At 35.3% G+C, this 22,990-nt stretch carries 30 protein-coding genes and 1 pseudogene; 26 read left to right on the forward strand and 5 right to left on the reverse strand.

Translation table 11 applies throughout. The features are described from left to right. Positions 1 to 3 precede the first annotated feature (3 nt). From BC6307_RS07465 to BC6307_RS07505, 10 genes are all read left to right on the forward strand, one after another. Positions 4 to 687, forward strand: coding sequence for an ABC transporter ATP-binding protein (locus BC6307_RS07465; protein ID WP_066416911.1), 684 nt, complete (start codon positions 4 to 6; stop codon positions 685 to 687). Between the two features lie 175 nt (positions 688 to 862). Next, positions 863 to 1,561 (forward strand): hypothetical protein, encoded by a 699-nt coding sequence (locus tag BC6307_RS07470; protein WP_066416913.1) that lies wholly within the window; start codon positions 863 to 865, stop codon positions 1,559 to 1,561. 27 nt (positions 1,562 to 1,588) lie between these two features. After that, positions 1,589 to 1,984 (forward strand): hypothetical protein, encoded by a 396-nt coding sequence (locus BC6307_RS07475; RefSeq protein ID WP_066416915.1) that lies wholly within the window; start codon positions 1,589 to 1,591, stop codon positions 1,982 to 1,984. Between the two features lie 33 nt (positions 1,985 to 2,017). Next, positions 2,018 to 2,173 carry a hypothetical protein gene (locus BC6307_RS25010; RefSeq protein ID WP_169714875.1) on the forward strand — a complete coding sequence of 52 codons (156 nt, stop codon included), beginning with the start codon at positions 2,018 to 2,020 and terminating at the stop codon, positions 2,171 to 2,173. A 541-nt stretch (positions 2,174 to 2,714) separates the two neighbouring features. Further along, positions 2,715 to 3,275, forward strand: a complete 561-nt coding sequence (locus BC6307_RS07480; protein ID WP_066416917.1) for a sugar O-acetyltransferase — start codon at positions 2,715 to 2,717, stop codon at positions 3,273 to 3,275. A gap of 123 nt (positions 3,276 to 3,398) precedes the next feature. After that, entirely contained in the window at positions 3,399 to 3,659 is a 261-nt protein-coding gene (locus BC6307_RS07485) for a hypothetical protein (RefSeq protein WP_066416919.1), read from the forward strand. Between the two features lie 201 nt (positions 3,660 to 3,860). After that, the gene (locus BC6307_RS07490; RefSeq protein ID WP_066416921.1) at positions 3,861 to 4,301 is read left to right on the forward strand and encodes an ArpU family phage packaging/lysis transcriptional regulator; all 441 of its coding nucleotides are present in this window, start codon (positions 3,861 to 3,863) and stop codon (positions 4,299 to 4,301) included. Between the two features lie 57 nt (positions 4,302 to 4,358). Next, positions 4,359 to 4,985, forward strand: coding sequence for a hypothetical protein (locus tag BC6307_RS07495; RefSeq protein WP_066416923.1), 627 nt, complete (start codon positions 4,359 to 4,361; stop codon positions 4,983 to 4,985). 302 nt (positions 4,986 to 5,287) lie between these two features. Further along, positions 5,288 to 5,812: a matrixin family metalloprotease gene (locus tag BC6307_RS07500; RefSeq protein ID WP_066416927.1), complete on the forward strand. Its 525-nt coding sequence runs from the start codon at positions 5,288 to 5,290 to the stop codon at positions 5,810 to 5,812. Positions 5,813 to 5,821: 9 nt separating this feature from the next. After that, a complete protein-coding gene (locus BC6307_RS07505) occupies positions 5,822 to 6,412 on the forward strand; it encodes a hypothetical protein (RefSeq protein ID WP_066416928.1) in 591 nt (196 codons plus the stop codon). Between the two features lie 689 nt (positions 6,413 to 7,101). Here BC6307_RS07505 and BC6307_RS25320 read toward each other — a convergent pair. Beyond that, positions 7,102 to 7,713 (reverse strand): hypothetical protein, encoded by a 612-nt coding sequence (locus BC6307_RS25320; RefSeq protein ID WP_235858146.1) that lies wholly within the window; start codon positions 7,711 to 7,713, stop codon positions 7,102 to 7,104. Beyond that, positions 7,710 to 8,189, reverse strand: a complete 480-nt coding sequence (locus tag BC6307_RS25325) for a transposase (protein ID WP_235858148.1) — start codon at positions 8,187 to 8,189, stop codon at positions 7,710 to 7,712. The genes BC6307_RS25320 and BC6307_RS25325 overlap by 4 nt, the downstream gene beginning before the upstream one ends. A gap of 196 nt (positions 8,190 to 8,385) precedes the next feature. On the opposite strand from BC6307_RS25325, the gene BC6307_RS07515 reads away from it, so the two are divergent. Together BC6307_RS07515 and BC6307_RS07525 are read left to right on the forward strand one after the other, a co-directional pair. Next, positions 8,386 to 8,781: a hypothetical protein gene (locus BC6307_RS07515; RefSeq protein WP_066416929.1), complete on the forward strand. Its 396-nt coding sequence runs from the start codon at positions 8,386 to 8,388 to the stop codon at positions 8,779 to 8,781. 508 nt (positions 8,782 to 9,289) lie between these two features. Then, positions 9,290 to 9,850 carry a sugar O-acetyltransferase gene (locus BC6307_RS07525; protein WP_066416934.1) on the forward strand — a complete coding sequence of 187 codons (561 nt, stop codon included), beginning with the start codon at positions 9,290 to 9,292 and terminating at the stop codon, positions 9,848 to 9,850. 84 nt (positions 9,851 to 9,934) lie between these two features. On the opposite strand, the gene BC6307_RS07530 is transcribed toward BC6307_RS07525, so the two are convergent. The 3 genes from BC6307_RS07530 to BC6307_RS07540 form a co-directional block, all read right to left on the reverse strand. Continuing rightward, the gene (locus tag BC6307_RS07530) at positions 9,935 to 11,020 is read right to left on the reverse strand and encodes a copper resistance D family protein (protein WP_066416935.1); all 1,086 of its coding nucleotides are present in this window, start codon (positions 11,018 to 11,020) and stop codon (positions 9,935 to 9,937) included. A gap of 3 nt (positions 11,021 to 11,023) precedes the next feature. After that, positions 11,024 to 11,605 carry a copper resistance CopC family protein gene (locus BC6307_RS07535; protein ID WP_066416936.1) on the reverse strand — a complete coding sequence of 194 codons (582 nt, stop codon included), beginning with the start codon at positions 11,603 to 11,605 and terminating at the stop codon, positions 11,024 to 11,026. Positions 11,606 to 12,140: 535 nt separating this feature from the next. After that, on the reverse strand, positions 12,141 to 12,353 hold the full coding sequence (locus tag BC6307_RS07540; RefSeq protein ID WP_157076657.1) for a hypothetical protein: 213 nt from the start codon (positions 12,351 to 12,353) through the stop codon (positions 12,141 to 12,143). Positions 12,354 to 12,533: 180 nt separating this feature from the next. On the opposite strand from BC6307_RS07540, the gene BC6307_RS07545 reads away from it, so the two are divergent. The 14 genes and pseudogenes from BC6307_RS07545 (at position 12,534) to BC6307_RS07610 (ending at position 22,903) form a co-directional block, all read left to right on the forward strand. Continuing rightward, positions 12,534 to 12,887, forward strand: coding sequence for a cupin domain-containing protein (locus BC6307_RS07545; RefSeq protein ID WP_066416940.1), 354 nt, complete (start codon positions 12,534 to 12,536; stop codon positions 12,885 to 12,887). A gap of 123 nt (positions 12,888 to 13,010) precedes the next feature. After that, positions 13,011 to 15,413 carry a SpoIID/LytB domain-containing protein gene (locus BC6307_RS07550; RefSeq protein WP_066416944.1) on the forward strand — a complete coding sequence of 801 codons (2,403 nt, stop codon included), beginning with the start codon at positions 13,011 to 13,013 and terminating at the stop codon, positions 15,411 to 15,413. A 476-nt stretch (positions 15,414 to 15,889) separates the two neighbouring features. Then, complete coding sequence (locus BC6307_RS07555; RefSeq protein ID WP_066416946.1) at positions 15,890 to 16,297, forward strand: DUF3231 family protein; 408 nt, start codon at positions 15,890 to 15,892, stop codon at positions 16,295 to 16,297. Between the two features lie 22 nt (positions 16,298 to 16,319). Then, entirely contained in the window at positions 16,320 to 16,517 is a 198-nt protein-coding gene (locus BC6307_RS25015) for a hypothetical protein (protein WP_066416947.1), read from the forward strand. Next, positions 16,481 to 16,885, forward strand: a complete 405-nt coding sequence (locus tag BC6307_RS07565; protein ID WP_084380467.1) for a DUF3231 family protein — start codon at positions 16,481 to 16,483, stop codon at positions 16,883 to 16,885. Before BC6307_RS25015 ends, BC6307_RS07565 begins: the two co-directional genes overlap by 37 nt. Before the next feature lie 194 nt (positions 16,886 to 17,079). After that, entirely contained in the window at positions 17,080 to 18,390 is a 1,311-nt protein-coding gene (locus BC6307_RS07570) for an MFS transporter (protein ID WP_066416951.1), read from the forward strand. 260 nt (positions 18,391 to 18,650) lie between these two features. Next, positions 18,651 to 19,490, forward strand: a complete 840-nt coding sequence (locus BC6307_RS07575; protein WP_066416953.1) for a DUF4037 domain-containing protein — start codon at positions 18,651 to 18,653, stop codon at positions 19,488 to 19,490. 34 nt (positions 19,491 to 19,524) lie between these two features. Next, positions 19,525 to 19,776, forward strand: coding sequence for a hypothetical protein (locus BC6307_RS07580; RefSeq protein WP_066416982.1), 252 nt, complete (start codon positions 19,525 to 19,527; stop codon positions 19,774 to 19,776). Positions 19,777 to 19,807: 31 nt separating this feature from the next. Then, a complete protein-coding gene (locus BC6307_RS07585; RefSeq protein ID WP_066416956.1) occupies positions 19,808 to 20,017 on the forward strand; it encodes a hypothetical protein in 210 nt (69 codons plus the stop codon). A gap of 66 nt (positions 20,018 to 20,083) precedes the next feature. Beyond that, complete coding sequence (locus tag BC6307_RS07590; RefSeq protein ID WP_066416958.1) at positions 20,084 to 20,371, forward strand: hypothetical protein; 288 nt, start codon at positions 20,084 to 20,086, stop codon at positions 20,369 to 20,371. A 343-nt stretch (positions 20,372 to 20,714) separates the two neighbouring features. Further along, positions 20,715 to 21,179, forward strand: coding sequence for a hypothetical protein (locus BC6307_RS07595; RefSeq protein WP_066416961.1), 465 nt, complete (start codon positions 20,715 to 20,717; stop codon positions 21,177 to 21,179). Positions 21,180 to 21,218: 39 nt separating this feature from the next. Beyond that, positions 21,219 to 21,419, forward strand: a complete 201-nt coding sequence (locus BC6307_RS07600) for a helix-turn-helix transcriptional regulator (RefSeq protein ID WP_066416963.1) — start codon at positions 21,219 to 21,221, stop codon at positions 21,417 to 21,419. Between the two features lie 11 nt (positions 21,420 to 21,430). Then, the gene (locus BC6307_RS07605) at positions 21,431 to 21,940 is read left to right on the forward strand and encodes a nucleoside deaminase (protein ID WP_066416966.1); all 510 of its coding nucleotides are present in this window, start codon (positions 21,431 to 21,433) and stop codon (positions 21,938 to 21,940) included. A gap of 38 nt (positions 21,941 to 21,978) precedes the next feature. Further along, positions 21,979 to 22,903, forward strand: a pseudogene (locus tag BC6307_RS07610) (Nif3-like dinuclear metal center hexameric protein). Positions 22,904 to 22,990: the final 87 nt, after the last annotated feature.

The raw sequence follows: 22,990 nt of genomic DNA on the forward strand, positions 1-22,990 counted from the left end.
GAAGTGATCAGAATCGAAAACGTTTGTAAGGCGTATGGTAACGGTGAGGAAAAATTAGAAGTTTTAAAAGATATATCATTAACGGTGGAGGCAGGTGAGTTTATTACGATAATAGGTCCATCTGGTTCAGGAAAATCAACATTGCTCCATACAGTTGGGGGATTAGAGGAGATTAGCAGTGGTCAAATCTTCCTTGATAACGAGCCAATTCATCAATTAAAAGATTCCCAGTTAGCAAAAATTAGACTAGAAAAAGTCGGATTCATCTTTCAGCAGTTTCAGCTTTTATCTTCTGCCACCGCGTTAGAAAATGTCATGATGCCTTTGTTAAACTTCTTTGGTAAAAGGGATACTAGAAAAAAAGCAGAAGAAGCATTAACTAGAGTAGGTTTGTCTCACCGGATGAACCATTTACCTAGTAAACTATCTGGTGGGGAGCAACAACGAGTCGCGATTGCGAGAGCGCTCGTCACAAACCCTAAACTTATTTTAGCAGATGAGCCAACTGGAAACTTAGATTCAACCAATGGGGAGAATATTATTTCGTTACTTGAGAGGATTCACCAAGAAGACGGTGTTACCATCGTCTTAATTACCCATGATAAAGAAATTGCCTACAGAGCAGATCGAGTAATCCATTTCCTTGATGGAAGAATAGTAAGGGAAGAAGTGTTGAAAGTAAGATAGAAAAAGGTTCCGTTGTCCATTGTTTTTAGTGATATGGAACGGATTGTATAGTTGAAACTATTAAATTGCACTGGTGGGTTGTATTATTAGAAACCTAATAGTTGTTTTCATTTTATTTATCACAATTTTAATTAGTAGAACTTATTTTCCACAGTTCATTTGGATTTTCATCATTGTGGAGATTTTCCTAGTTAGTTTTATCATTACTTCTCTCCTGAAAAAGGTGAGCAACAACCGCCATTCAGAACAAGGTTTCATTGAAAGACTGAGTGAAGAAATAAGCACCAAGCTTGGAAACCAATTTTTATCTAATGTTGTGCGTCAGGAGCTGTATGTTCTTTATTTCTCTTTATTTGTATGGTTTCAAAAGGGAAAAAAGCAGTCTTCTGCACAGTATACGTATCATATATCATCACAAATTAAAACGATTGTCATCGTATTCGGTATTCTCATTTTTGGAGAAGGAATGTTATTTCATTTTTTGTTACAAAAATGGAGTGAAGTCGCTGCTTGGATTCTCACTGCATTAAATATTTATGGATTATTGTATTTAGTAGGTTTATATAATTCTGTAAAACATATGCCACACGAAATGAGTAACGGCCGACTCATTATTCGTTTAGGTTTTCAGAGTTCTATAGATTTCGACTTAACGAATATCGCGAAAATAAGTAAAGCGAAAGCATTGGATCTTGGCGAGAAAGTTCCGAGTGATATGTATTACTCATTATTAAACATAGATTCTCCACAATACGAGATTATGTTACACGAACCAGTTGAAATGACCGGAATGTTTGGAAAGAAGAAGTTCATAAAAAGGATCGTATGCCGAATGGACGAACCGGAAAGATTTTTAGAGGACATAGAAAAGTGATTTTTTTAATGGGAGGTGGAGAAGTACGTGAAGAAATCTTATTTTATAATGATTTTGATGTTTATTATTGCTGGTTGCAGTCAAGAAACTAATGGTGCTTTTTATCCAGCTTCTATTCATGAAAAAGAAGTGGCTTCTATTGAAATTTTTGATGCCGATACAAATGAATTTTTAATTGAGTATTTTGAGGCACCGGAAAAGCAAGTAATAAGTCAGGCGATTGAAAGTGCAGAGCCATTCGATTATATAGGAGATAACTTCGATTATAAGGTGGAAGTAAAGTACGGGGATAAAAGTACGGAAGATTATTGGTTTAACTTTAGCGAAAGTCTTTTTAAAATAGGAAATCAACATTACAACATCGATGCCGACTATCAAAAAGATATTCAAAAAATTTTAAGTCGACTAGAAGGTGAAGATTAAATGTTTGTTCACATGAAGAGAGGGGGATGAACGGTGCATAACATTATTGACAATGAACGAGAAGGTCACGAATGGCTATTAGTACTAGTTGTTATAGCCTCATTTCTAACATTTAGGAAGATCAATAAAGTGGAAAAGTATAAGAGCAAACTTTATGGGAAGTTTAAATATTTTTCTCGCCATTTATAAAATAGCGAGGATGGAGTTCGTTGATAAATAAACGGTGGTCGTTGATAAATAAAACGGGTTCGGTGATAAATAAACGTTGGTCGTTGATAAATAAACTGGGTTCGGTGATAAATAAAACGAGGTCAGTGATAAATAAATGGTCGTAGTTGTTAAATAAATTTTCAAAGTTGTTAAGTAAAATCTGAAAGTTGTTAAATAAATATTCAAAGCTGTTAAGTAAAATCTGAAAGCTGTTAAATAAAATCTCAAACTTGTTAAATAAACTCAACACTATGTTAAATAAGAAGCTCCACGCTTATATTAAATGTCCATTTGCAAAGCATTTTCCATGCTTGCCAGTCCTCAATATTGCTAAAACCACTTTTTGCCCGATTGTATTCTATGAAAATTAGGGATAGCTAACTAATAAATCCATATTTTTTTAACATAATTAGTTATACCTCACTAAATTTTTATACGGAATCGGAAAAATTTAACTTCTCTCAGTGTGTTTGTTATCATGTGTATACAATTGGTATTTAAATGAAGGGAAAACAATCAAATGAAAAGCGAAAAGGAAAAAATGTTGGCTGGAGAAATGTATGATCCTGCTGACCCTATTTTATTAAAAGAGCGTGAGGAAGCAAGGCGCAAAGTTAGAATCTACAATCAAACGTTAGAAACGGAAGCGGAAAAGCGTACACAGATATTGAAGGAGTTACTCGGATCCACAGGAGAAAATGTTTATATGGAGCCTAATATCCGTTTTGACTACGGTTACAATACACACGTAGGTGAGAACTTTTTTGCGAACTTTGACTGTACGATATTAGATGTTTGTGAAGTTCGGTTCGGAGATAATTGTATGCTTGCACCAGGGGTACAGATCTACACAGCAACACATCCCTTGCATCCAGTAGAACGAAATACAGGAAAAGAATACGCAAAACCGATCAAATTTGGAAACAATGTGTGGATTGGCGGAAATGCAGTCATCAATCCTGGAATTACGGTAGGAGACAACGTCGTTATTGCATCCGGTGCAGTCGTCACGAAAGACATACCAGACAACGTGGTAGTTGGCGGAAATCCTGCAAAAATTATTAAGCAGATTGAAATATAGTGGACAGAGCGAGGGAATACCATTTTTTGGTGGGACGCGGAACCTGTCCCTCTGTCCCATATTTTAGCTGGGTACGGGGGAATCACCATAGAAGATTTAGAGATTATTAGACAAATTCCAGGAGTGAAGATTGCGGCCCCAATTGCAAAAATTGGTTATCATCAAGGTGATTATCTAAATGTAGTTGCTAAGGATGCCGAACCTCGTGAATTTTACGAGGTAACTGTTCAAAAAATGGCTAATGACGGAATTAACGACTACGTCATCCGAGACTCTCATTTTATTTCTAACTACTATTCTCCTAAATTGGAAGAATCCTTACTTTATCAAACAAATTCCGATACCTCCGACAGAACTGAAACATGGATGGGGTTAACAAACTAGAATTAACCGAAATTAAAGTAAAGGTAATCAATATGATACTAAACCAAGAAGACGGGATTATGAGTTACATCCTGAAAAACTTAATGAGGATTTAATAAGTCTTGTAACTATGATTGAAGGAAACGAACCTACTATACCAAAATAAAAAAGCCAGGATTTCTCCTGACCGACCTATTCTTATTTTACCATAAGGGAGGAATCTTGGTGGCACAATTATCCTTTAATTTACCTGAAATTGACCGTGAAGCAACTAAAAAAGCTGTAGAGAATTCGCTCGAAAAGTATCGTTTTTATTTACTATCTGTTCCGGAAGAGAAGATTCCTAGAATAACAGCTTCCTACTCATTAATTCCACCTTCAAACACCAATGCATTTTATTCCTCCACTGAACAAGTGGCTATTGAAAGAGTAGATCTAGAACGTGAAAGGTTAGAGTATATCGAACGGATTAGAAGAGCTGTTAATCGTTTAGGAACTAGGGAGAGGGAGTTAATTATTAAACGGTACCTGGAAGAGGATGAGGTTTATGATTATGAGATTTATAATGAATTAGGGATGAGTGAAAGAAGGTATTATAGACTTAAAGGTAGAATATTTTATAAGCTAGCATTTATTTTAAAAATTGAAATTTACAAAGGATAAGGACATCCCTTAGTGGATGTCTTTTAAGTTGTTATTTGAATATTGGAGGTTATGATAGTGTCAACAAAATTAAGGGAATATATTGCTATTGGTTGTTTGTTAGTAATAAACATTACAGTATTTCTAGGGTTAATTGACTTACTTTTTCCTGATAATCCCACAATGACAGCTGGAGTCTTAGCTTTCATTGGTTCAATAATTGGAGGAGGACTAACTCTTATGGGAGTAAGATGGACTTTAAAAAAACAGGCTAACGATAGATATATAATAGAATTTCCTAAGAAGAAACAGAGTTTAGATACTATTATAGATAATTTAACAAAGATTAATAGGGAAGATCATTCATATGTATCTTATAATTTTGGTCCAAACGAATATGATTTAAGCAAGTTTCTTCGTGAACTTAAAATAACGGCTACTAATGTTGATGGAGTTGTTTACAACTCAATTGTTGATCTTGAAAAAACCTTTAAAGTTTATTTTGAACAAGTGGAATTATATAAAGAATATCAAAATGTTCATCAAGTTGGTTGGACTCCTCTATTAACAGAGGAGTCTTATTTAAAACTGGAGCAATTAAAGGTTAAGTTAGTTTCCGATATTAGCGAAAAAATAAAAGAGCTACAAGACTATGACTCTAAATTGGATACAAAATTCTTTAAAATTATGAATAAAGGCAGATAATTGTCAGACTTATGGCAGAGAGAAGGCAGAGCATTTGGTTTTAAAGGTGCTAATATGGTATTAACGAAATATATCGAAAGGCGCTTTTCTTGAATTTGTGGAAGAGCACTTTTTATCACTACAGATTGAAACAATAAACGGCGTAATAAATCATAAATGAATTTCATGAAACATTCCATTAAAATAAATCTATTAAAATTATGGAAAAAATTTACTAGGTATATATTAACAATATGTTTAATGTATGTTATTGTTTTGGAAGGGTTTTCTTTTTTAACTATTTTAATAGGAGGTAAATTTAATTGAAGTACAAAAAGTCAATATTAGCTTTAATCTGTTTATTATTATTATTAGCCCCTTTATCTTCAGTAAATGCTTATGTATTACAGGGGAATAGCTTTCAACATCCAACTGCTCTAAGGTATTACATTGATTCCTCAGTCCTAAATAAAAACTATGGTGGATATGCAGTTACTGGTGGGAATACTTGGAATTATTCTCCTGTAGTTCAATCTTCTAGAAGTACCTCAAAAATACAGTCAAATGTTGTATGGCGGTATTCTAATACAGACAGAGGGAGAACTGTAGCTACAGCTTTTTATTATGTGCAAAAAAACCAACCCCCAGTAGATATATATTTTTGGAGAGGATTTGATGGTTTGAGTCACAGTAATAAAAATGAAACTGCTGTACATGAATATGGTCATGCTTTGGGATTGGGTCATGAAGACACAAAACAATCTGTTATGGTATCAGAAGGATTTAATGGTACCCATATGCCGTATGTAGATGATTACAATGGTCTCGAAGCATTATATAGGAGGTAGAGGAAAATTATGAGGTATAAGAAGATTATATTATTATTGCTATTATTACCAATTACTTTTGGTGGAATTTATACATTTAATAGTCTCTCGCCAGATAAAAAGATTATTATTCATGGAAAGACAATTCCTTATGATGATTTTGCTCATATGGAGAATGAAACACAACTTGTAGTAATTGGGAAAAAAATAAAAACAAGTGAAACAATTATAACAGAGGATCCAGAAGTAGATAGGATTATAGATGCATATAGTATTGCAGATTTTAAAATTAGTAAAGTAATAAATAATAAAACTAATAAAGAATTAAAGAGTAGTGATGTAATAAAGGTGCTAGAACTGAGTGCTTCTCAAAAAAACGCCCTTGGAGTTACAACAACGTTTCAATATGAGGATTATGAAGCATTAGAAGAAAATAAAAAGTTTATTCTTTATTTAGATGAAAGTAAGTCGGATCCAGGAGTTTATATTATCGGCGCAGTCAATTATGGGAAAATACCTTTAGAAACTGCAGAAAAGGTTAAACATGATAAAGAAAAGATTATAGGTATCCATAATCAAGCTAAAGCAAAATACAGAAAAGAAATTAATAGTTTAAAATAATACTATAAATAGTTCAATATGAAAACCCTACTATACACTCCTTTTTTAATAAGTCATTAGCATCCTTTGAGGGTGCTTTTTTCAAAGGAATTTATCTCCTTTTGTCGAAATAACATTTAATAGAGACTCGGAAATTTAATAAAGGCTCCTGTGTCTTTTGGGGGATGAAAGCGGAATTTAAGAGGTAGTGTTGGAATTTTCATAACCATTTTCAAAAAAATGCATGCCAAATAATCCATCTATTGTGAATTTTTTAAAAAATGTGTTTTAACATGGATTTATAAGGACAAAAACCCTTTGATGGTTGGGTGAAGAGTTGAATAATTCTTCTTTTTTGTTTCCTTTATCCACGCATCGGCATGCTGGCACATGCCGATGATATATGACCTTATATTCCAATGCCTAGAACTAAGCCCTCTTTAATCCTCTAATTGATAATCAATCTTTTGACGTTTGATACAACGCTCGACCCCAGTTCGTAAGGAGTAGCGCTTATACCATTCCTTACTGTCACGTTTGACCCGAGGAAAAAGACGGGGATTATCCTTTGTTGATGTGTAAAAGGTTCTCCCGGTTGATTCTGAACAGGGGGTTGGACATTGCCATTTCCCGACTACAGCTGGACACCGCCATTTACGTCGATATCGTTTTTTATCTACTCCCCAATCAAGCATTTTTCGTCCGATGGGTCAGATAGGTACACCGTCTAAATTAATATCCATTTCATTGTAAGTGATCTGTTTAGAACGTCTAGCATTAAGATCAATAATGGCAGACACATCATAGTGTTCTAACATTTGATAGATTGGAAAAGCATCGAAAGCAGAGTCCAAAATGACTTCGCTGAATTTCCAATCCAGATACCAGTGTAAAAGTTCATGATAGGTACTTACAAACAAGACGGAATCATGCTTACTGGCCTGATACATTCTAGGATAAATCGGTAAATTATACGGACTATCTGAGGCAGTTATCATAAATAGATTTCGTCCAAAATAGTACTTTTCTATAGAACTATCCCAGCCCCAATCGGCATCTGGATCGGCGAATTGTCGTTTACATTGGCACTTCCAATTCCCTTGTTTCCGGCAGTCACAGAGAAATTTTCCGTAATGTCGACCACCGGTTTTAACAGGAGTGCCGTCAGCTAAAATACTAAGCGCTTGTGTATCACCTAATAATCCAGTTCTTGCAGATTTGATTATGAAAAGGGATTGAAAGAGAATCTGCAGCTGATCATGCGCCTTCGAAGTATACTGAATTTCCTTGTTTTTTAAGGCGCGATCAACCAGTTTTCTCAATATACTTGGATTTTTAGGGTCCAGCTTTTGATTTTTCTTTCCTTTTTTCTAGGCTTTTTAAGCTTCCGTTTACTACGTTTAGAAAGATGCGGAGATGAATGAATCCAAAGGCGCTTAAAAAAGTCATAAAACGTCCCAACACCAGGAACATCATCCGGTGAAAACCCACTAAGAATGGCAAAGATGAGATTCGTTTTTAAGGTAAAAACCCATTTATCTACACTAGTTTCTTTTTGGAAGTGCATAAGCAATAAACTTCGAAGCATATCACATGGGTTACGCGGCTTTCTACCTCTTGGGTTAGAGGAATATCGATTTTCCATTAGGCTGGCTGTATCCGTTAAATCTATTAAGGAACACCAAACAATTTGGTTAGAGTAAAAGTCCTTTAAAAACTCTTTACTATGGTAGTGAATAGTTAGTTGGTCAACTACAAATTTTAGATATGCTTCATGATTTCGAACATTATTCAACATAAGAATTCCCCCTATAATTGGTACTAAAAAATGCCTATACTCAATTATAAGAGGAACGCACGTTTGCCAAGGCGGAAAATTTGTTCGTATCCTCGTTTGGGGGTGTAACAATAAAAAAGCCCTAGTCAAAAGACTAGAGCTGGTGCGGGAAATTAATTTCCGAGAATCTATTTTTTAACAGTGAGGTGAAGGATTCGTGAAAAGATACTGTTTTATTATGTTTATGATTTCTATTATCGCTGGTTGCAGCCAAGAAAATAATGGTGCTTTTTATCCAGCTTCTATTCATGAAAAAGAAGTGTCATCTATTGAAATTTTTGATTCCAGTACAAATGACTCTTTAATAGAGTATTTTGAGGCTCCGGAAAAGCAAGTAATAAGTAAGGTGATTGAAAGTGCAGAGCAGATCGATTATATAGAAGATAGCTTCGAATATAAGGTGGAAGTAAAGTTTGGAGATAAAAGTACGGAAGATTATTGGTTTAACTTTAGCGAAAATCGTTTTGAAAAAGGAGATCAACATTACAACATCGATACCGACTATCAGAAAGATATTCAAAAAATTTTAAGTCGACTAGAAAGTGAAGATTAAATGTTTGTTCACATGAAGAAAGGGGGAGGAATGGTGCATAACATTATTGACAATGAACGAGAAGGTCACGAATGGCTACTAGTACTAGTTGTTATAGCCTCATTTCTAACATTTAGGAAGATCAATAAACTGGAAAAATATAAGAGCAAACTTTATGGGAGGTTTAAGTTTTTCTCTCGCCATTTATAAAATAGCGAGGATGGAGTTCGGTGATAAATAAAAGCCGGTCGTTGATAAATAAAACGGGTTCGGTGATAAATAAACGGTGGTCGTTGATAAATAAACTGGGTTCGGTGATAAATAAACCGGGTTCGGTGATAAATAAACGCTGGTCGTTGATAAATAAACCGAGTTCAGTGTTAGTAAAATCTCCGTTCATACATAGAATCAATTAGTTTTCCTTGTTTTACAGAATTGGACAACTTTACCTTAGCTGAATGAGTCTGTTATCCTGTACATACAAGTTTTTGCACCGCTATCATGAACTTCGAAGGGATGAAACGATCAAATGAAAAGCGAAAAGCAAAAAATGTTGGCTGGAGAAATGTATGATCCTGCTGACCCTATTTTATTAAAAGAGCGTGAGGAAGCAAGGCGTAAAGTTAGGATTTACAATCAAACATTAGAGACGGAAGCGGAAAAGCGTACACAGTTATTGAAGGAGTTACTCGGATCCACAGGAGAAAATGTTTATATGGAGCCTAATATCCGTTTTGACTACGGATACAATACACACGTAGGTGAGAACTTTTTTGCGAACTTTGACTGTACAATATTAGATGTTTGTGAAGTACGGTTCGGGGATAATTGTATGCTTGCACCAGGGGTACAGATCTACACAGCAACCCATCCACTGCATCCAGTTGAACGAAATACAGGGAAAGAATATGCAAAACCAATCAAATTTGGAAACAATGTATGGATTGGCGGAAATGCAGTTATCAATCCTGGAATTACAGTAGGAGACAACGTCGTAATTGCATCCGGTGCAGTCGTCACGAAGGACATACCAGACAACGTGGTAGTTGGCGGAAATCCTGCAAAAATTATTAAGCAGATTGAATTATAGTAGACAGAGGGAGAGAATACCATTTTTTGGTGGGACGCGGAACCTGTCCCTCTGTCCACGGTATCTGTCCCTCTGTCCCACCATTTAACGTAATACAACTGAAACCATTAACATAATGTAAGCACTTAATACAAATAAGCAACTAAAAAAGAAAGATGCTAGATGGGATGCTTTCTTGTATGTTAAAATCATTAATCCCAAAAATAATAGGGCTATAAAAAAGAAACAAACTGTATAAGCATTTACAGCAAAGCCGACTGATTGAACCCCATCGATGATTGTTCCGTGAAATAAACGAAACAGGGGTGAAATCGTTTCATTCGTTAACGAGCTTACTTGAGGCGCTTGTTGTGTATAGACAGCCGTTATTGCAAATATGATGAATAAGAGTAAACTTTCTAAACGAACCCATGGAAGTGGATTGAACCTATCATCTTTTCTCAGTTTATATTTTACAATAACCCCATTTATGAGTGCATAGAAAAGAACTGGCAATAGAAATAAATGCTTCACTAACAATCCTTGCCCGTAAGAAATTGTCCACGACTTTACATATCCATCCGTTAGAATATCCGACATTACGATCCCACTTAAAAAAGTAGCTGTCAAACAGCCAAACGCCACAAGAGAAAACCAGTCCAAAAATGCAAGCCAATTTTGATTATTTTTAGAAAACAGAGCGATAATAAGCAAAATCCCAACCCAAACGCTTGCAGCTAGTAAGTGAATAAAATCACTAATAATTCCTAAGCTCGGTTGCATAGCGCCAGCGTGGCTAGACCAAGCGACTGTTAAAATAATCCCGAGAGTTAAAAGTGTACCGATATAAGCAAAACTTTTCTTTTCAGTAGAATACGTAAAAATAATGAAAAGCACTAAAAATATAGATGCTAGTAAAGTGAAGCTCCAGGCAACTCCGACTGTGTAAGAAGTCAGTACTAGTGTAAAGGATTCCATCAGTCCCAGGCGTGGAGCGATATAAAGTACGATATCTAATACTGAAAAGAAAGCACAAACTGGTATGAAAATGGCACTAATAAGCATGAGGCGCTTTGAAAAATGAATGTCAGGACGGTATCGGTTAGGGACTAGTAAAAGGATAAAGCTTCCCACTAAAACCGATACCGAAAAGTATAAAAGAACCTGACTAATAATGTTTAGGAAACTCATCTATTATTTCCTTTTTTTAGCGAGAAAAAAGAATCCACCAGCAATAATAGCTACTAAAAGTACAATTAGAATAATCATCATAGAAGAAGAACCCTCGTTTGCTTCGTCAGCAGCAATCTCTTCTTCTGTTTCTGCAACATCTTGGTCTGTTGCCTCATCAGTTGTTTCCGGCGTTTCTGCTGGATCTTCTGTTATTTCTTCTTGCTCTTCCACTTCAGGTTCTGCAACTGGGGCATTTACTGTAAAGGAAAAAGAACCTTCTAACGGATGACCGTCTGCGCTAATAACGCTCCAATTAACATCGTAATCGCCATTTTCAAGTGGAGATGCTAGTGTACCAGTTAACATATTTTCTTCAATAATATGGTCCTGAACCTCAACCGTTTCTCCCGCAGTAGTTGCTAGGTCAATGTAGCTACCTTGTTCAATATTTCCGTCAAATTCAAGAACAATTTCTTGTAAGGACTCTGTGAGTACTTCTCCATCTGAAGGGTTGGAGCCTACAAAATGTGAATGAGCTAGCACCATTTTTGACATCGTCAATACTAGCAAAACAGTTGTTGCTATTGTAATAATTCGTTTCATCCTTAATTCCTCCTAAAATTTCCTACTATTAATTATTGGATTTTAAATAATAAGTTAACCTCATCGATTGTACGATTATTAATACTTTTTACTATTGGTACACTGTATAACTTGTAAACGGGGCGAGGATCTCCTTATCATTCATTTCGTTTTTTAGTATATAAAGAGAATGTGAAGTGGCTGTGAATATTTTTTATCGGTTGAATGAACATAGGTAGGGACGAGAATCTATTTCTCTATTCAATGAGTTCGGTGATAAATAAAAAGCGTTCGTTGATAAATAAAGCGGGTTCGGTGATAAATAAAAGGCGTTCGGTGATAAATAAAAAGCGGTCGGTGATAAATAAAACGAGTTCAGTGATAAACAAAAAGCGGTCGGTGATAAATAAATCGAGTTCGGTGATAAATAAAAATACGAGGTTGTTAAATAATTGCTCGGATACAACCATTTTTTGATTCATACTATGTAATTATTGATTTAAATCGACAGAGAGACAGTGTTTATCCAACTGTTGACCCATCCCTCTGACCCATTTTAAACAAACTCTAGCCACAATTCTAATTGTTTAGCAGCTTCGGAGTTTAATGTTCTTATTGGATCAAGTAAAATTTCTCCTTGTTGGCGTTTTATTTCTTTTGCTAAAAGAGGGATGTCTTCCAGTAAGCCAAAGTCGATTAAATTGCTTAATGCATTCATTCGAAAATACTCATTTTCCAACGTGTTAATTTCGAAGTATTCCAGCAACATTTCCACCATAATATCTAGAGGGTATTATCTCAAGTATATCTCTCCCTTATTTTTAGATTAGGGTATAAGGTCACTTGGTTATTTTAACACAATATCAGAATATTGGGATAAATACTCTCCATTTTAGAATTAATCGTTTATAATTGGATTATTAGTGGACTATTTTTTCAGGAGGATTTTATGGAATTTTACGCATTCAACAAAGAAAATGGTAAAGAAATAACGCAATTCAATTCGCACTTTATTATGGCTCGTATTATACAAACGAATATGAAAGCAAATATAGGATGTATGCACTTAGACCGAGACGGAATAGTCGGTTATCATCAGGCAGTAGTCCCGCAGTTGTTGCTCGTAGTAGGTGGAGAAGGTTATGTACGCAATGGTAAAGAAGAGTATTTTAAAGTTGTGCCTGGAGATGCGGTTTTTTGGGAGAAAGACGAGTGGCATGAAACGAAAACGGATGTTGGGCTAACTGCTATTGTCATCGAGAGTGGGGAGTTAAATCCTGGTTTATTTATGCCGAAAAAGTAATAGTTTGTTGGGATGAATTAATCACCTTAAAAATCCCATAAACATCCACTATCTATTACCCTAAAAAGTTATTAATATTATGTTGCTAGGCACACTAGTAATTTACTTTTTGGGGGAAATGAATTGAAAAAAGTAACTTCGATTCTATTAATTTTATTATTAGCTTTTTCAAGTTTTCCTATACAAAACTTCCACGCAAGTGCACAAACTACTCAACAACCTAATGTTTCCGTTAAATTAGTAAACTATTTAGGTAACGTTCATGAGCTTACCATTAATTTCACAGGCAACTATGTTTTAAATAATAATATTCAAATTGAGAACGGAAAAACGTATCGCTTAAGAAATGAGGGTGGTTCGCTTGTCCTTATGGAAGGCACTACTCGCATTCACACGTTTAACGAATTTTCGTTTGTTCCTAGTATATACAATGAAGAACATCGTATTCGCATTAACAATCGTCCTTATTTAGGAACGATCCGTTTTGTTGCGGAAGGTTCTTTTGTAAGACCAATAAACACAATCCCAGTGGAAGACTACCTTAAAGGGGTTGTTCCATCTGAAATGCCAGCTTCATGGAATGTAGAAGCATTAAAGGCACAAGCAGTTGCTGCCCGTACGTATGTAGCAATGCAAGGAAATAAAGTGATTGACGATACAATTAATTTCCAAGTGTATGCTGGGTACGCTTGGCATGCAAATAGCACTAGAGCTGTTAATGAAACAACCGGCCAAACATTAATGCATAACGGAAGATACATTTCTGCAGTTTACTCTTCCAGTAACGGTGGAAAAACGGAATCAAATGCAAACGTTTGGGGCGGGACAAGTCTTTCTTATTTGCCAATAAAAGACGACCCGTATGATTCAATAGATGCTTGGAATTTCACCATTAATAAAACACAAATTGACACATCCAATTTAAACTTATCAACTCCTGAAACGTGGTGGTCGCAAACGAGAGAACGTGACACTACGATACCAAACAATATTAAAACGTGGCTGTATAACAATGGATACTCCAATACAGAAATTAAAATCGTCTCGATTCCAACGATGAAATTTTCCGATCAACTAACATCAGGTGGACGTGTTAGAAATGGCGATATTACTGTTCATTTCTTTGTTCGCTCCCTTGCTACGAAAGATTTTGTAAGAAATACAGATGGTACGATTAGACTCCATACTGTTGAATTTAAAAACACATCAGCACAACGAATTCGTGCAATGATTGGAATTAATTTAATCCGCAGTTATTTAGTAGACAGTGTAAGAGAAACCAATACTTCCATCGTAGTGAATGGTCGAGGGTGGGGCCATGGTGTTGGTATGAGCCAATGGGGTGCAAAAGGAATGGCGGATCGTGGATTTAAGGTTGCAGAAATACTGCAATTTTATTTTCCTGGAACAACATTAACGCCAGTTATCCAATATGCAGCACACCCAGTAAGTAATGTTCAAGAGCAAGTGACACCACTCCAAATAACAAACGAGCGCGTTGAATATGACGCTAAAAATGACCAAATAATTATTAGATACTCCTTAAATCAAGATGCACCTGTAACAATTACAGTGCGAGATTCGGCAAATAAAGTTGTTACGACACTCATTCGTGATGTTACGAGAAAGGCCGGGGACCTTGCCCAGTTTTGGACAGTCACTTCTGTCCCTAATGGTACTTATTCTTATACGATAGAAGCAAAAAATTCGTCAGGTCAAACTGTAAGTGCAAACGTACAACACATTCTAGCTAAAGCTACGCAACAAACTGTTCAACCAGTTGTAACAGAGCCTGCTCCAGAGCAAGTTAGTCAACCGAAAGAGCAACCAGCTACAAGTGAGCCAATAGCTCAACCGAAAGAGCAACCGGTAGCGAGTCAACCAGTAGCTCAACCAGCGCCACCAAAAGTTACTACGCCACCTGCAACTGTACAAGCTAAGCCGAAAACACCTTCAGTAGCTGCTGTTGGTACGCGTGTTACAGGGAAAGTGAACGTTAATGTAGCAAACATTAGGAAGTCAGCATCAACTTCATCTACGATTGTTGGAAAAGCAAAAAGAAATCAAAACGTAAATATATTAGGTAGAACTGGTGAGTTTTATCAAGTTCAGGCAGGATCCGTTCGAGGCTTTATACACGTTAATTTACTAACAATTAATCAAAAGCTATCTAACAAAGATCATATAACAGTTGTTATAAATGGAAGAGTTGCAAATATGCAAGGAAATGCATTAGTTCGTAATAATACACTGTACGTTCCATTAAAAGGGGTAGCAGATAATTTTAAAATGAGCTATCAATGGAATAAAAAAACGAACAGAATAACAATTAAAGACAAGCGTTCCAATGCAATAATGGACGTAAACAATCGAAACGCTACGGTTAACGGGAAAAAAGTAAAAATAACACATGCACCTCAAACAATTAATTCTCGAGTGTATGCTTCGTTACGAACAGTAAACGAAACTACTCAAGCGAAAACACATTGGGATTCTAAAGCAAGAATCGTATGGATTACTAGGTAAGATGAAAAAGGATGGACAAGGTATTTCTTGTTCATCCTTTTTTTGGTGGACGAGTGACCTGTTTCTCTTATTAAATAAATCGAATTCGGTGAAAAATAAAAAGCGGTCGTTGATAAATAAAGTGAGTTCGGTGATAAATAAAATACGGTTGTTGATAAATAAAGTGAGTTCGGTGAAAAATAAAAAGCGGTCGTTGATAAATAAATGGAGTTCGCTGATAAATAAAAAGCGGTCGTTGATAAATAAATCGAGCTCGGTGATAAAAAGCGGTCGTTGATAAATAAATGGAGTTCGGTGATAAATAAAAACCGGTTATTGATAAATAAATCGAGCTCGGTGATAAATAAATCGAATTCGTTGATAAATAACCAGAGTTGGTCGGCACAAGTTCACTTAAATTGTGCTAGATACACTATTTTTATCAGAGAATATAATTACATAAAAGGGATAAGTTAAGAAAAAGGAGGTATTATGTATTGAGCGAAAAATCCGAAATTGTTAAATTAACAAGTGCAGAAATTGCTGCCCTTTGGACCTCTTATATGAATATAAATGTTGTCATTTGTTTCATGGCTCACTTTTTAGAAACTTGTGATGATCCCGATATTCTTGCAATTTTGAAGGAGTCTAATCAATTAGCCCGAAAACACGAAACTGAACTAGAACAGTTATTTACAAAAGAAAAAATTGTTATTCCTACTGGGTTTAAAGTGGAAAAACATGTTGTCTCTCATGCACCAAAGCTGTTTTCGGACGTGTTTTACATACAATCTGTTTTACAAATGAGTCAATTTGGAGTTGCTACACATACAGCGAACCTTACCATTTCGGCTAGGGAAGATATAAGGAAAATGTTTAAGAAATTCATTGATGATATCAGATAGTTATAACAAGGTTGTAAATTGTATGCAAGAAAAAGGGATTTATATAAGAATGCCGTCTATGAATTATCCATCGGACGTGGATTTTATTAATAAAGAAAGTATTCTGACGGGCTGGTTCGGAAGAAAGCGACCATTATTAGCAATGGAAGTTACTCATTTAGCGCTAATGCCAATCAAAATAATATGGGAAAAGTCATATGTACTGGATTTTCACAAGTAACGCAAGATCGCGAAATACAAAATTTCTTTCTAAGAGGGAAGCAATTATGTAAGCAGATATCAACAACTATATATGATATTTTGGAAGAAAATGATGTGCCTCTCGGAATGTCTTCGGATCAAAACTTAACAAAGTCTACGGTGGCACCTTTTTCTGAACAGTTTATGTTATATGTTATCGGCATTCTTTCTGGTCTAGGTCTTTCTGGGTATGGTGCGGGATTATCCACCACTATGCGAAGAGATATTAGTGCCATGTATGCAAGTTTTATTACTAAAACTGGCGCTTTTGTGGAAGATGGTTTGAACTTAATGATTGAAAGAGAATGGATGGAGCAGCCTCCAAAAATAGCAGACCGAAAAGGGTAATGTGGACAAAGGTTTCTTTGTCCATTTATTTGTGTACGTTGAAATCTATAAAAGAAAAGAATAGGCTGACTAGAATAACAGCAACTGATATACTTAGAAAAAGTAGACAGAGGGTTCCTTTTTCATCCATTTTTTGGTGGGACACGGGACCTGTCCCTCTGTCCACAATAATAGATGAATTGAGGTCCTAACTAATGGCTGGTAAGTCTTTTCAATTAAATAAGAGTTACATAGATTCTGAAGAAAAACAAAGGATGTTATATAAACGAACGTTAATAATTGTGAGTATTTCACAGATTTTTGGTGGGGCAGGATTAGCAGCTGGTATTACCGTTGGGGCTATTCTTGCACAGCAGATGCTTGGAACAGATGCATTTGCTGGACTGCCTACGGCTTTATTTACGTTAGGATCCGCAGCGGCGGCCTTAGTCGTAGGAAGACTTTCGCAACGTTATGGTCGTAGGACGGGACTAGCAGCTGGTTTTATAGTAGGTGGACTTGGAGCAATTGGAGTTATTATTGCAGCAATAATTAATAGTGTATTTCTATTATTTATTTCCCTGTTTATTTATGGTTCAGGGACCGCTACTAATTTACAAGCTCGTTATGCTGGTACGGACTTAGCAACTAGTAAACAGCGAGCAAAAGCTATAAGTCTTACGATGGTGTTTACCACATTTGGTGCAGTTGCTGGTCCAAACTTAGTAAATGTCATGGGGAATATTGCTGTATCAATTGGAGTTCCATCACTTGCTGGACCTTTCATTTTATCGGGTGTAGCATATATTCTAGCAGGTCTTGTCCTTTACATCATGCTTCGCCCAGATCCGTTAATTATTGCTAGAATGATAGAATCATCTAAACGAGAACAAAATGTGAATGTGCAAACAGTTTCATTTGACCAAGTGGAAAATAAAAGAGGTGTTATCGTCGGTGCGACTATTATGGTTCTTACTCAAATCGTAATGGTGGCAATAATGACGATGACCCCAGTTCATATGCAACATCATGGTCATGGCTTAGGGGCAGTAGGACTTGTTATTGGTTTTCATATAGGGGCAATGTATCTCCCTTCACTCGTTACAGGATTTCTAGTAGATAAATTGGGGCGTACTGTAATGGCCATTGCTGCTGGTACTACATTGCTTCTAGCTGGATTAGTGGGAGCTTTTGCACCTGGAGATTCAATGGTCCTTCTAATAATTGCTCTGTCATTACTAGGATTAGGTTGGAATTTTGGTTTAATCAGCGGGACTGCACTTATTGTTGACTCCACTGAATTTTCAACACGAGCCAAAACGCAAGGTAAAGTAGATGTTTTAATTGCACTATCCGGTGCTGGTGGGGGAGCACTATCCGGAATGGTCGTCGCTGGCTCAAGTTACACAACCTTATCCTTAGTTGGTGGAATTTTATCCTTGTTACTCGTTCCAGTAGTAGTCTGGTCTCGAAGAGCAAAAAAAGCTGAAATAAATGTCCAAACTAAAGGAACAAATGTAGGATAGTTGTGGACAGAGGTGTGGACATAGGGACAGGTCCCTTGTCCATCCATTATTTGGTAGGTAGTGACCTGTCACCATGACCAACCTTCTTTATATACAACGAAAACATACCGTAAAGAGAGTGCATAGATCATATTCTCTTTGTGGTTTTTTTAGTTACTATATAGTAAGGAATCAAAGTTGCCGCTCAGAAAGAAATATGAAAATATTGACAGTATAATCCAATTGAGTTAGTGTTTCAATTATTGAAAGGGGAAAGGGTTATGCATTTAAAAAATTTAGCAGCCGAGATAGCAAAAATATATAAGATTAATCCAAAAGTTGAAGCTGTTTTACTAGGAGGTTCTGTATCAAGGAATTGGGAGGATAAGTATTCCGATGTTGAATTGTTCGTTTTTTGGAAAGAACGACCATCAGATGAGGATAGGAGAACTCCAATCAAAAAGGTAAAAGGAGATATTATCGACTTTCACCCATTCGAAGATGAAGAATGGTCTGAAACGTATACAACTGAAGGGGTTAAATTAGAAATAAGTAATTTCTTAACACATACAATAAACAAGATAATAGATGATGTCACAATATCATTTGACACGGATTTAGATAAGCAATGTATCGTAGCAACGGTTCACGATGGAGTTTCACTGAGTGGAGATTTAGTGAATAAAAATATGAAGGAAAAAGTAAATAACTACCCAGTAGAACTAAGTATAGCAATGATAGAAGAATATATTCATTTAGGAAACAGATGGAATAATCGCGAGGCACTGCTCAACCGGAAAGATTGGTTAATGCTCTATAAAGTAATGGTAGATGTTCAGACAAATGTGATGGGAATGTTATTCGGTTTAAATCGGCAATACGTGCATCATCCTGCATTTAAATGGCAAAAACAATCACTACAATCAATGAATATTACCCCAGAAAATATAGTAAATCGGTTAGATTCCATCTTTCTGGATCACCCTTCCAATTCCGTAAAAGAATTAGAAGTCATAATTGGAGACGTATATGAGCTTATCCAACGTGAATATCCTCAAATAGAATTATCCTCGGTTATCGATAAATCGTTATTTTTAAGGCCGAAACAAGAAACAAAATAATTGCTACTGAAAGAGAGGATAGAATAAGGTGCATATGAATAATAGAAAGCTGTTTATTATTTTATCCTTCCTCTGTTTTTTAATAGGAATTGCAACGTGGATACCTAACTTTTTGTTTCAGTACGGGTATGGCTATTGGCTTCTAACTTTTATCATCAATCCAATTGGGATTATATTTGGATACCTCGGAAAAAGCAAAGTTGCAATAATATTAAATATAATTATGACATTTAGCTTTTTTATTTTAATGTTCATCGGCTCTTTAATAGAAGCGGTTTATAGTTAACAAAAATAGAATTTAAGTTAGGGGGAGAGAGATGCAAAATAATAAAGAAAATAAAAATCGTAAATTAGAAAACTATTTAGTGTACGGAATGGTTTCTGGATTATTTGGTGGCTCGATATTAAGTACGATTGGGATGATGATAGGTAACTCTTTTATTCAAATTGCTGGAATTGGAGTAGGTTTTTCTTTAGGAATGACGATAGGTGCTTTGCTGTATTACTTTAAAAATGGAAATAGTTAAATGATTTTGGTGTGAAGATGCAAAATGACATGAGTACACCCTGGACATTGAGAAAGGAAAATTTTAATGGATGATCAATTAAATTATAATGATGTTCCTGCAGGTGAGAATATTAGCTATGAACATCTGTTATTTTATCTAGAACAAGGAAGAGAAATTGAATTTGTTTATAAAGAGAACGAATATTTTATTTCTAATTCATCAGAAGGAAGAGCTATATGGGATGGAAAAGCGAGGATAAGCAGTGGGATTAGCAATAATTATATAACTCTAATAGAATCAACAAATATAGAAGGTATTCCTCTAATCGATCTAATTAAACAAAATCAAATCAATATAACTACTGTTTTTTAAAATTACTATTAGTCTACATGTCTATGTTTCACACCCTCCCATTTGAGCTGATTAGCCCGGATTGGAGGGTGTGATTTTTTTACTTCAATTGTTCATCATAATACTCCTTATGTCATCCACCTATATTAAAAACGACTCTTTTGCTTTGTTCGATCCGATTATTAACCTAACTAACCTTTTACTATTAAAAAGAAATATTCTTCTAGGAATATTTTAGGACTTTTGTAGGAGGATGAGGTATGATGTTTAATACAATTAATGTATAAAACTAGTAGAATTTTCTGTACCACTCTTTTAATTTACATCAATGCGGTCAATTTTACCTACAAAAGGAGAGAGAATTTTGTATAGAGGGGATATTAAAAAACTAGCATTACCTTTCATGATTGTTCTTCTTTTTTTAACAGTTGCTTTCACTTCTATAATCAATTTTGGTATGAAAGATTCAGCTGCATCCCAAGAAATTAAGCAAGGAGTAAATCAAGTTATTGAAGAAGATATGGTTAAAACATCTGTTGGTCATATAGAGGTAATGGAAGACGAGAGTTTAAAAGATGGTAGTTATATTGTGACATCTCACCTGAAATATGAGAATCCGAACATCGATGAAACGAAACAAATGATAGAAATTTATAGTGACCAGCTTGCGAACGAACTAGCGAATTATAATGTGAATAAAGTAACTGTATTCTGGGAAGTTCCTCATATACAAAAAGATGACAATTTAGCTAGATTCCATTTTCAAAGAAATGGTGAAAAAATTCAGATGAAAGAACGTTGGTTTGCGCTTTCTTTTAAAGATACATAATTAGATATTCAACATAAACAGCGAGAAGGAAGGACAGTTATGATTAACACGGTTGGCTATAACTTAAAAATGCTAAGGTATGAACGAAATTACACACAAAAATTAGTTGCAAAGGAAATGGGTGTCTCCGTACAAAAGATGAGTGCGATAGAGAGAAATAAGCAGGAAATAGATGAAGAATTACTAAAAAAACTTGCGGAATTTTATGGGGTACGTGAAGAAGATATATTAGGAGAATAGGATAAGAAATAATGAATATAGATAAAGATCGATATTATTTAGAATTAGCGTTAGAAGAAGCAGAACAAGCTTTATCTGAAAATACATATCCAGTAGGAGCAGTAATTGTCGATGAACATTATAATGTAATCGCTAAAGGGAGAAACCAAGTATTTCCCAATCAAGATGCCACGTCTCATGCTGAAATTAATGCGATTAGAAATGCTGGTCAAGCGATACTAAACGCAAAAATTAGTCGAGAAAAATACACTATTTACACTTCTTTAGAACCGTGTCCGATGTGTACGGGTGGTATTTTATTTGCACATATTAAAAAAGTTGTTTGGTTGCTAAATGACGATGTAGGATTCGGTGGTTATAAAAAGCTTAAGGAAGCGAATGTATTTGATGAAAGGTTCAATGAAGTGGAAATGGTAGAAGAACCGTTTCACGATTTGAAGCTCAAACAGATGGAGCTTATGAGTCAATGGGCTAGTAATCCAAACAATATTATAAATATAAGAAAAGCTTTGGAAAAGTAATATTTGGATAAAGGGGCCACTAAGAGGAGAGTTGAATTATGGTGCATCTAGAAATAGTTGTTAAAGAGCTAGATAAAGAGTTTGATATAAAAGCTTTTGGTAAGGATCCTAGTTTTAGCAGGTTTATTCCAGATGTGTATGACCGACTAAATTTTCATTGGAAAAGTGAGTTTGAAAAGGATTTTACTGAACTGTTTAATGGGCTAATGTTGAGAGGTGCTCCAGAAATAAACAATGTCTTTTTAGCTGTTTTTCCTACTGACGATGTACTAGAAAGGTTTATAAAAGAAAGTCATGAAGGTGATTTATTATTTATGCACCATCCGTTGCTTATGGAATGTGGAGATCCTCATGGTAAATGGGGAAGAGGATTTGTTCCAATTAAAGAAGAGTTTATAAGAAAAATAATGGAAAAAAACTTATCCGTTCACACGTGTCATATACCTTTAGACTATCATAAACAATTGGGCACAAGTGTTGCAATTGTAAAAGCATTAAAAGCTGAGATTGTTGAGTGTTTTTTACAAGACGATAGTGGAAATAATCTTGTTTTAGTTTGTAACATCGAAGAGACAAATACTGACGCATTAGAACAACAGTTGAAAGAAATCTTTGAACTACCTTATGTAGATTTTGAGGGGAAACGTTTAAATAATATTAGAAAAATTGCTATCGTTGCTGGGTGTGGTGATAAAGTCGAATGGATGAAAGAAGCAGAAGAAAAAGGTGTGCAAGCGTATATTACAGGTGAAATACATTGTCATATTGATAATGATTATGGAAGAATGAAATATGAAAAGATGAAAGATGAAAGATTACGATAGGAACACCTCGATGTCACTTATCGGTGTATCACATTCTGCTTCTGAGTACCTTGTAAAACGAACACTAATAAAAGACTGGTTTGAAAGTAATTTTGAACTTAATACTATTTTAATTCCCCAGGGAAAATGGTGGTTATAAATTATAAATAGTAATACGAAAAAAGAACTCAGTGCCCAATTGAAGGCATATAAGTACAAAAACACCGTTCAGTTAGTCTGATCGGTG

The organism is Sutcliffiella cohnii (genome assembly GCF_002250055.1).
Taxonomy (GTDB): domain Bacteria; phylum Bacillota; class Bacilli; order Bacillales; family Bacillaceae_I; genus Sutcliffiella; species Sutcliffiella cohnii.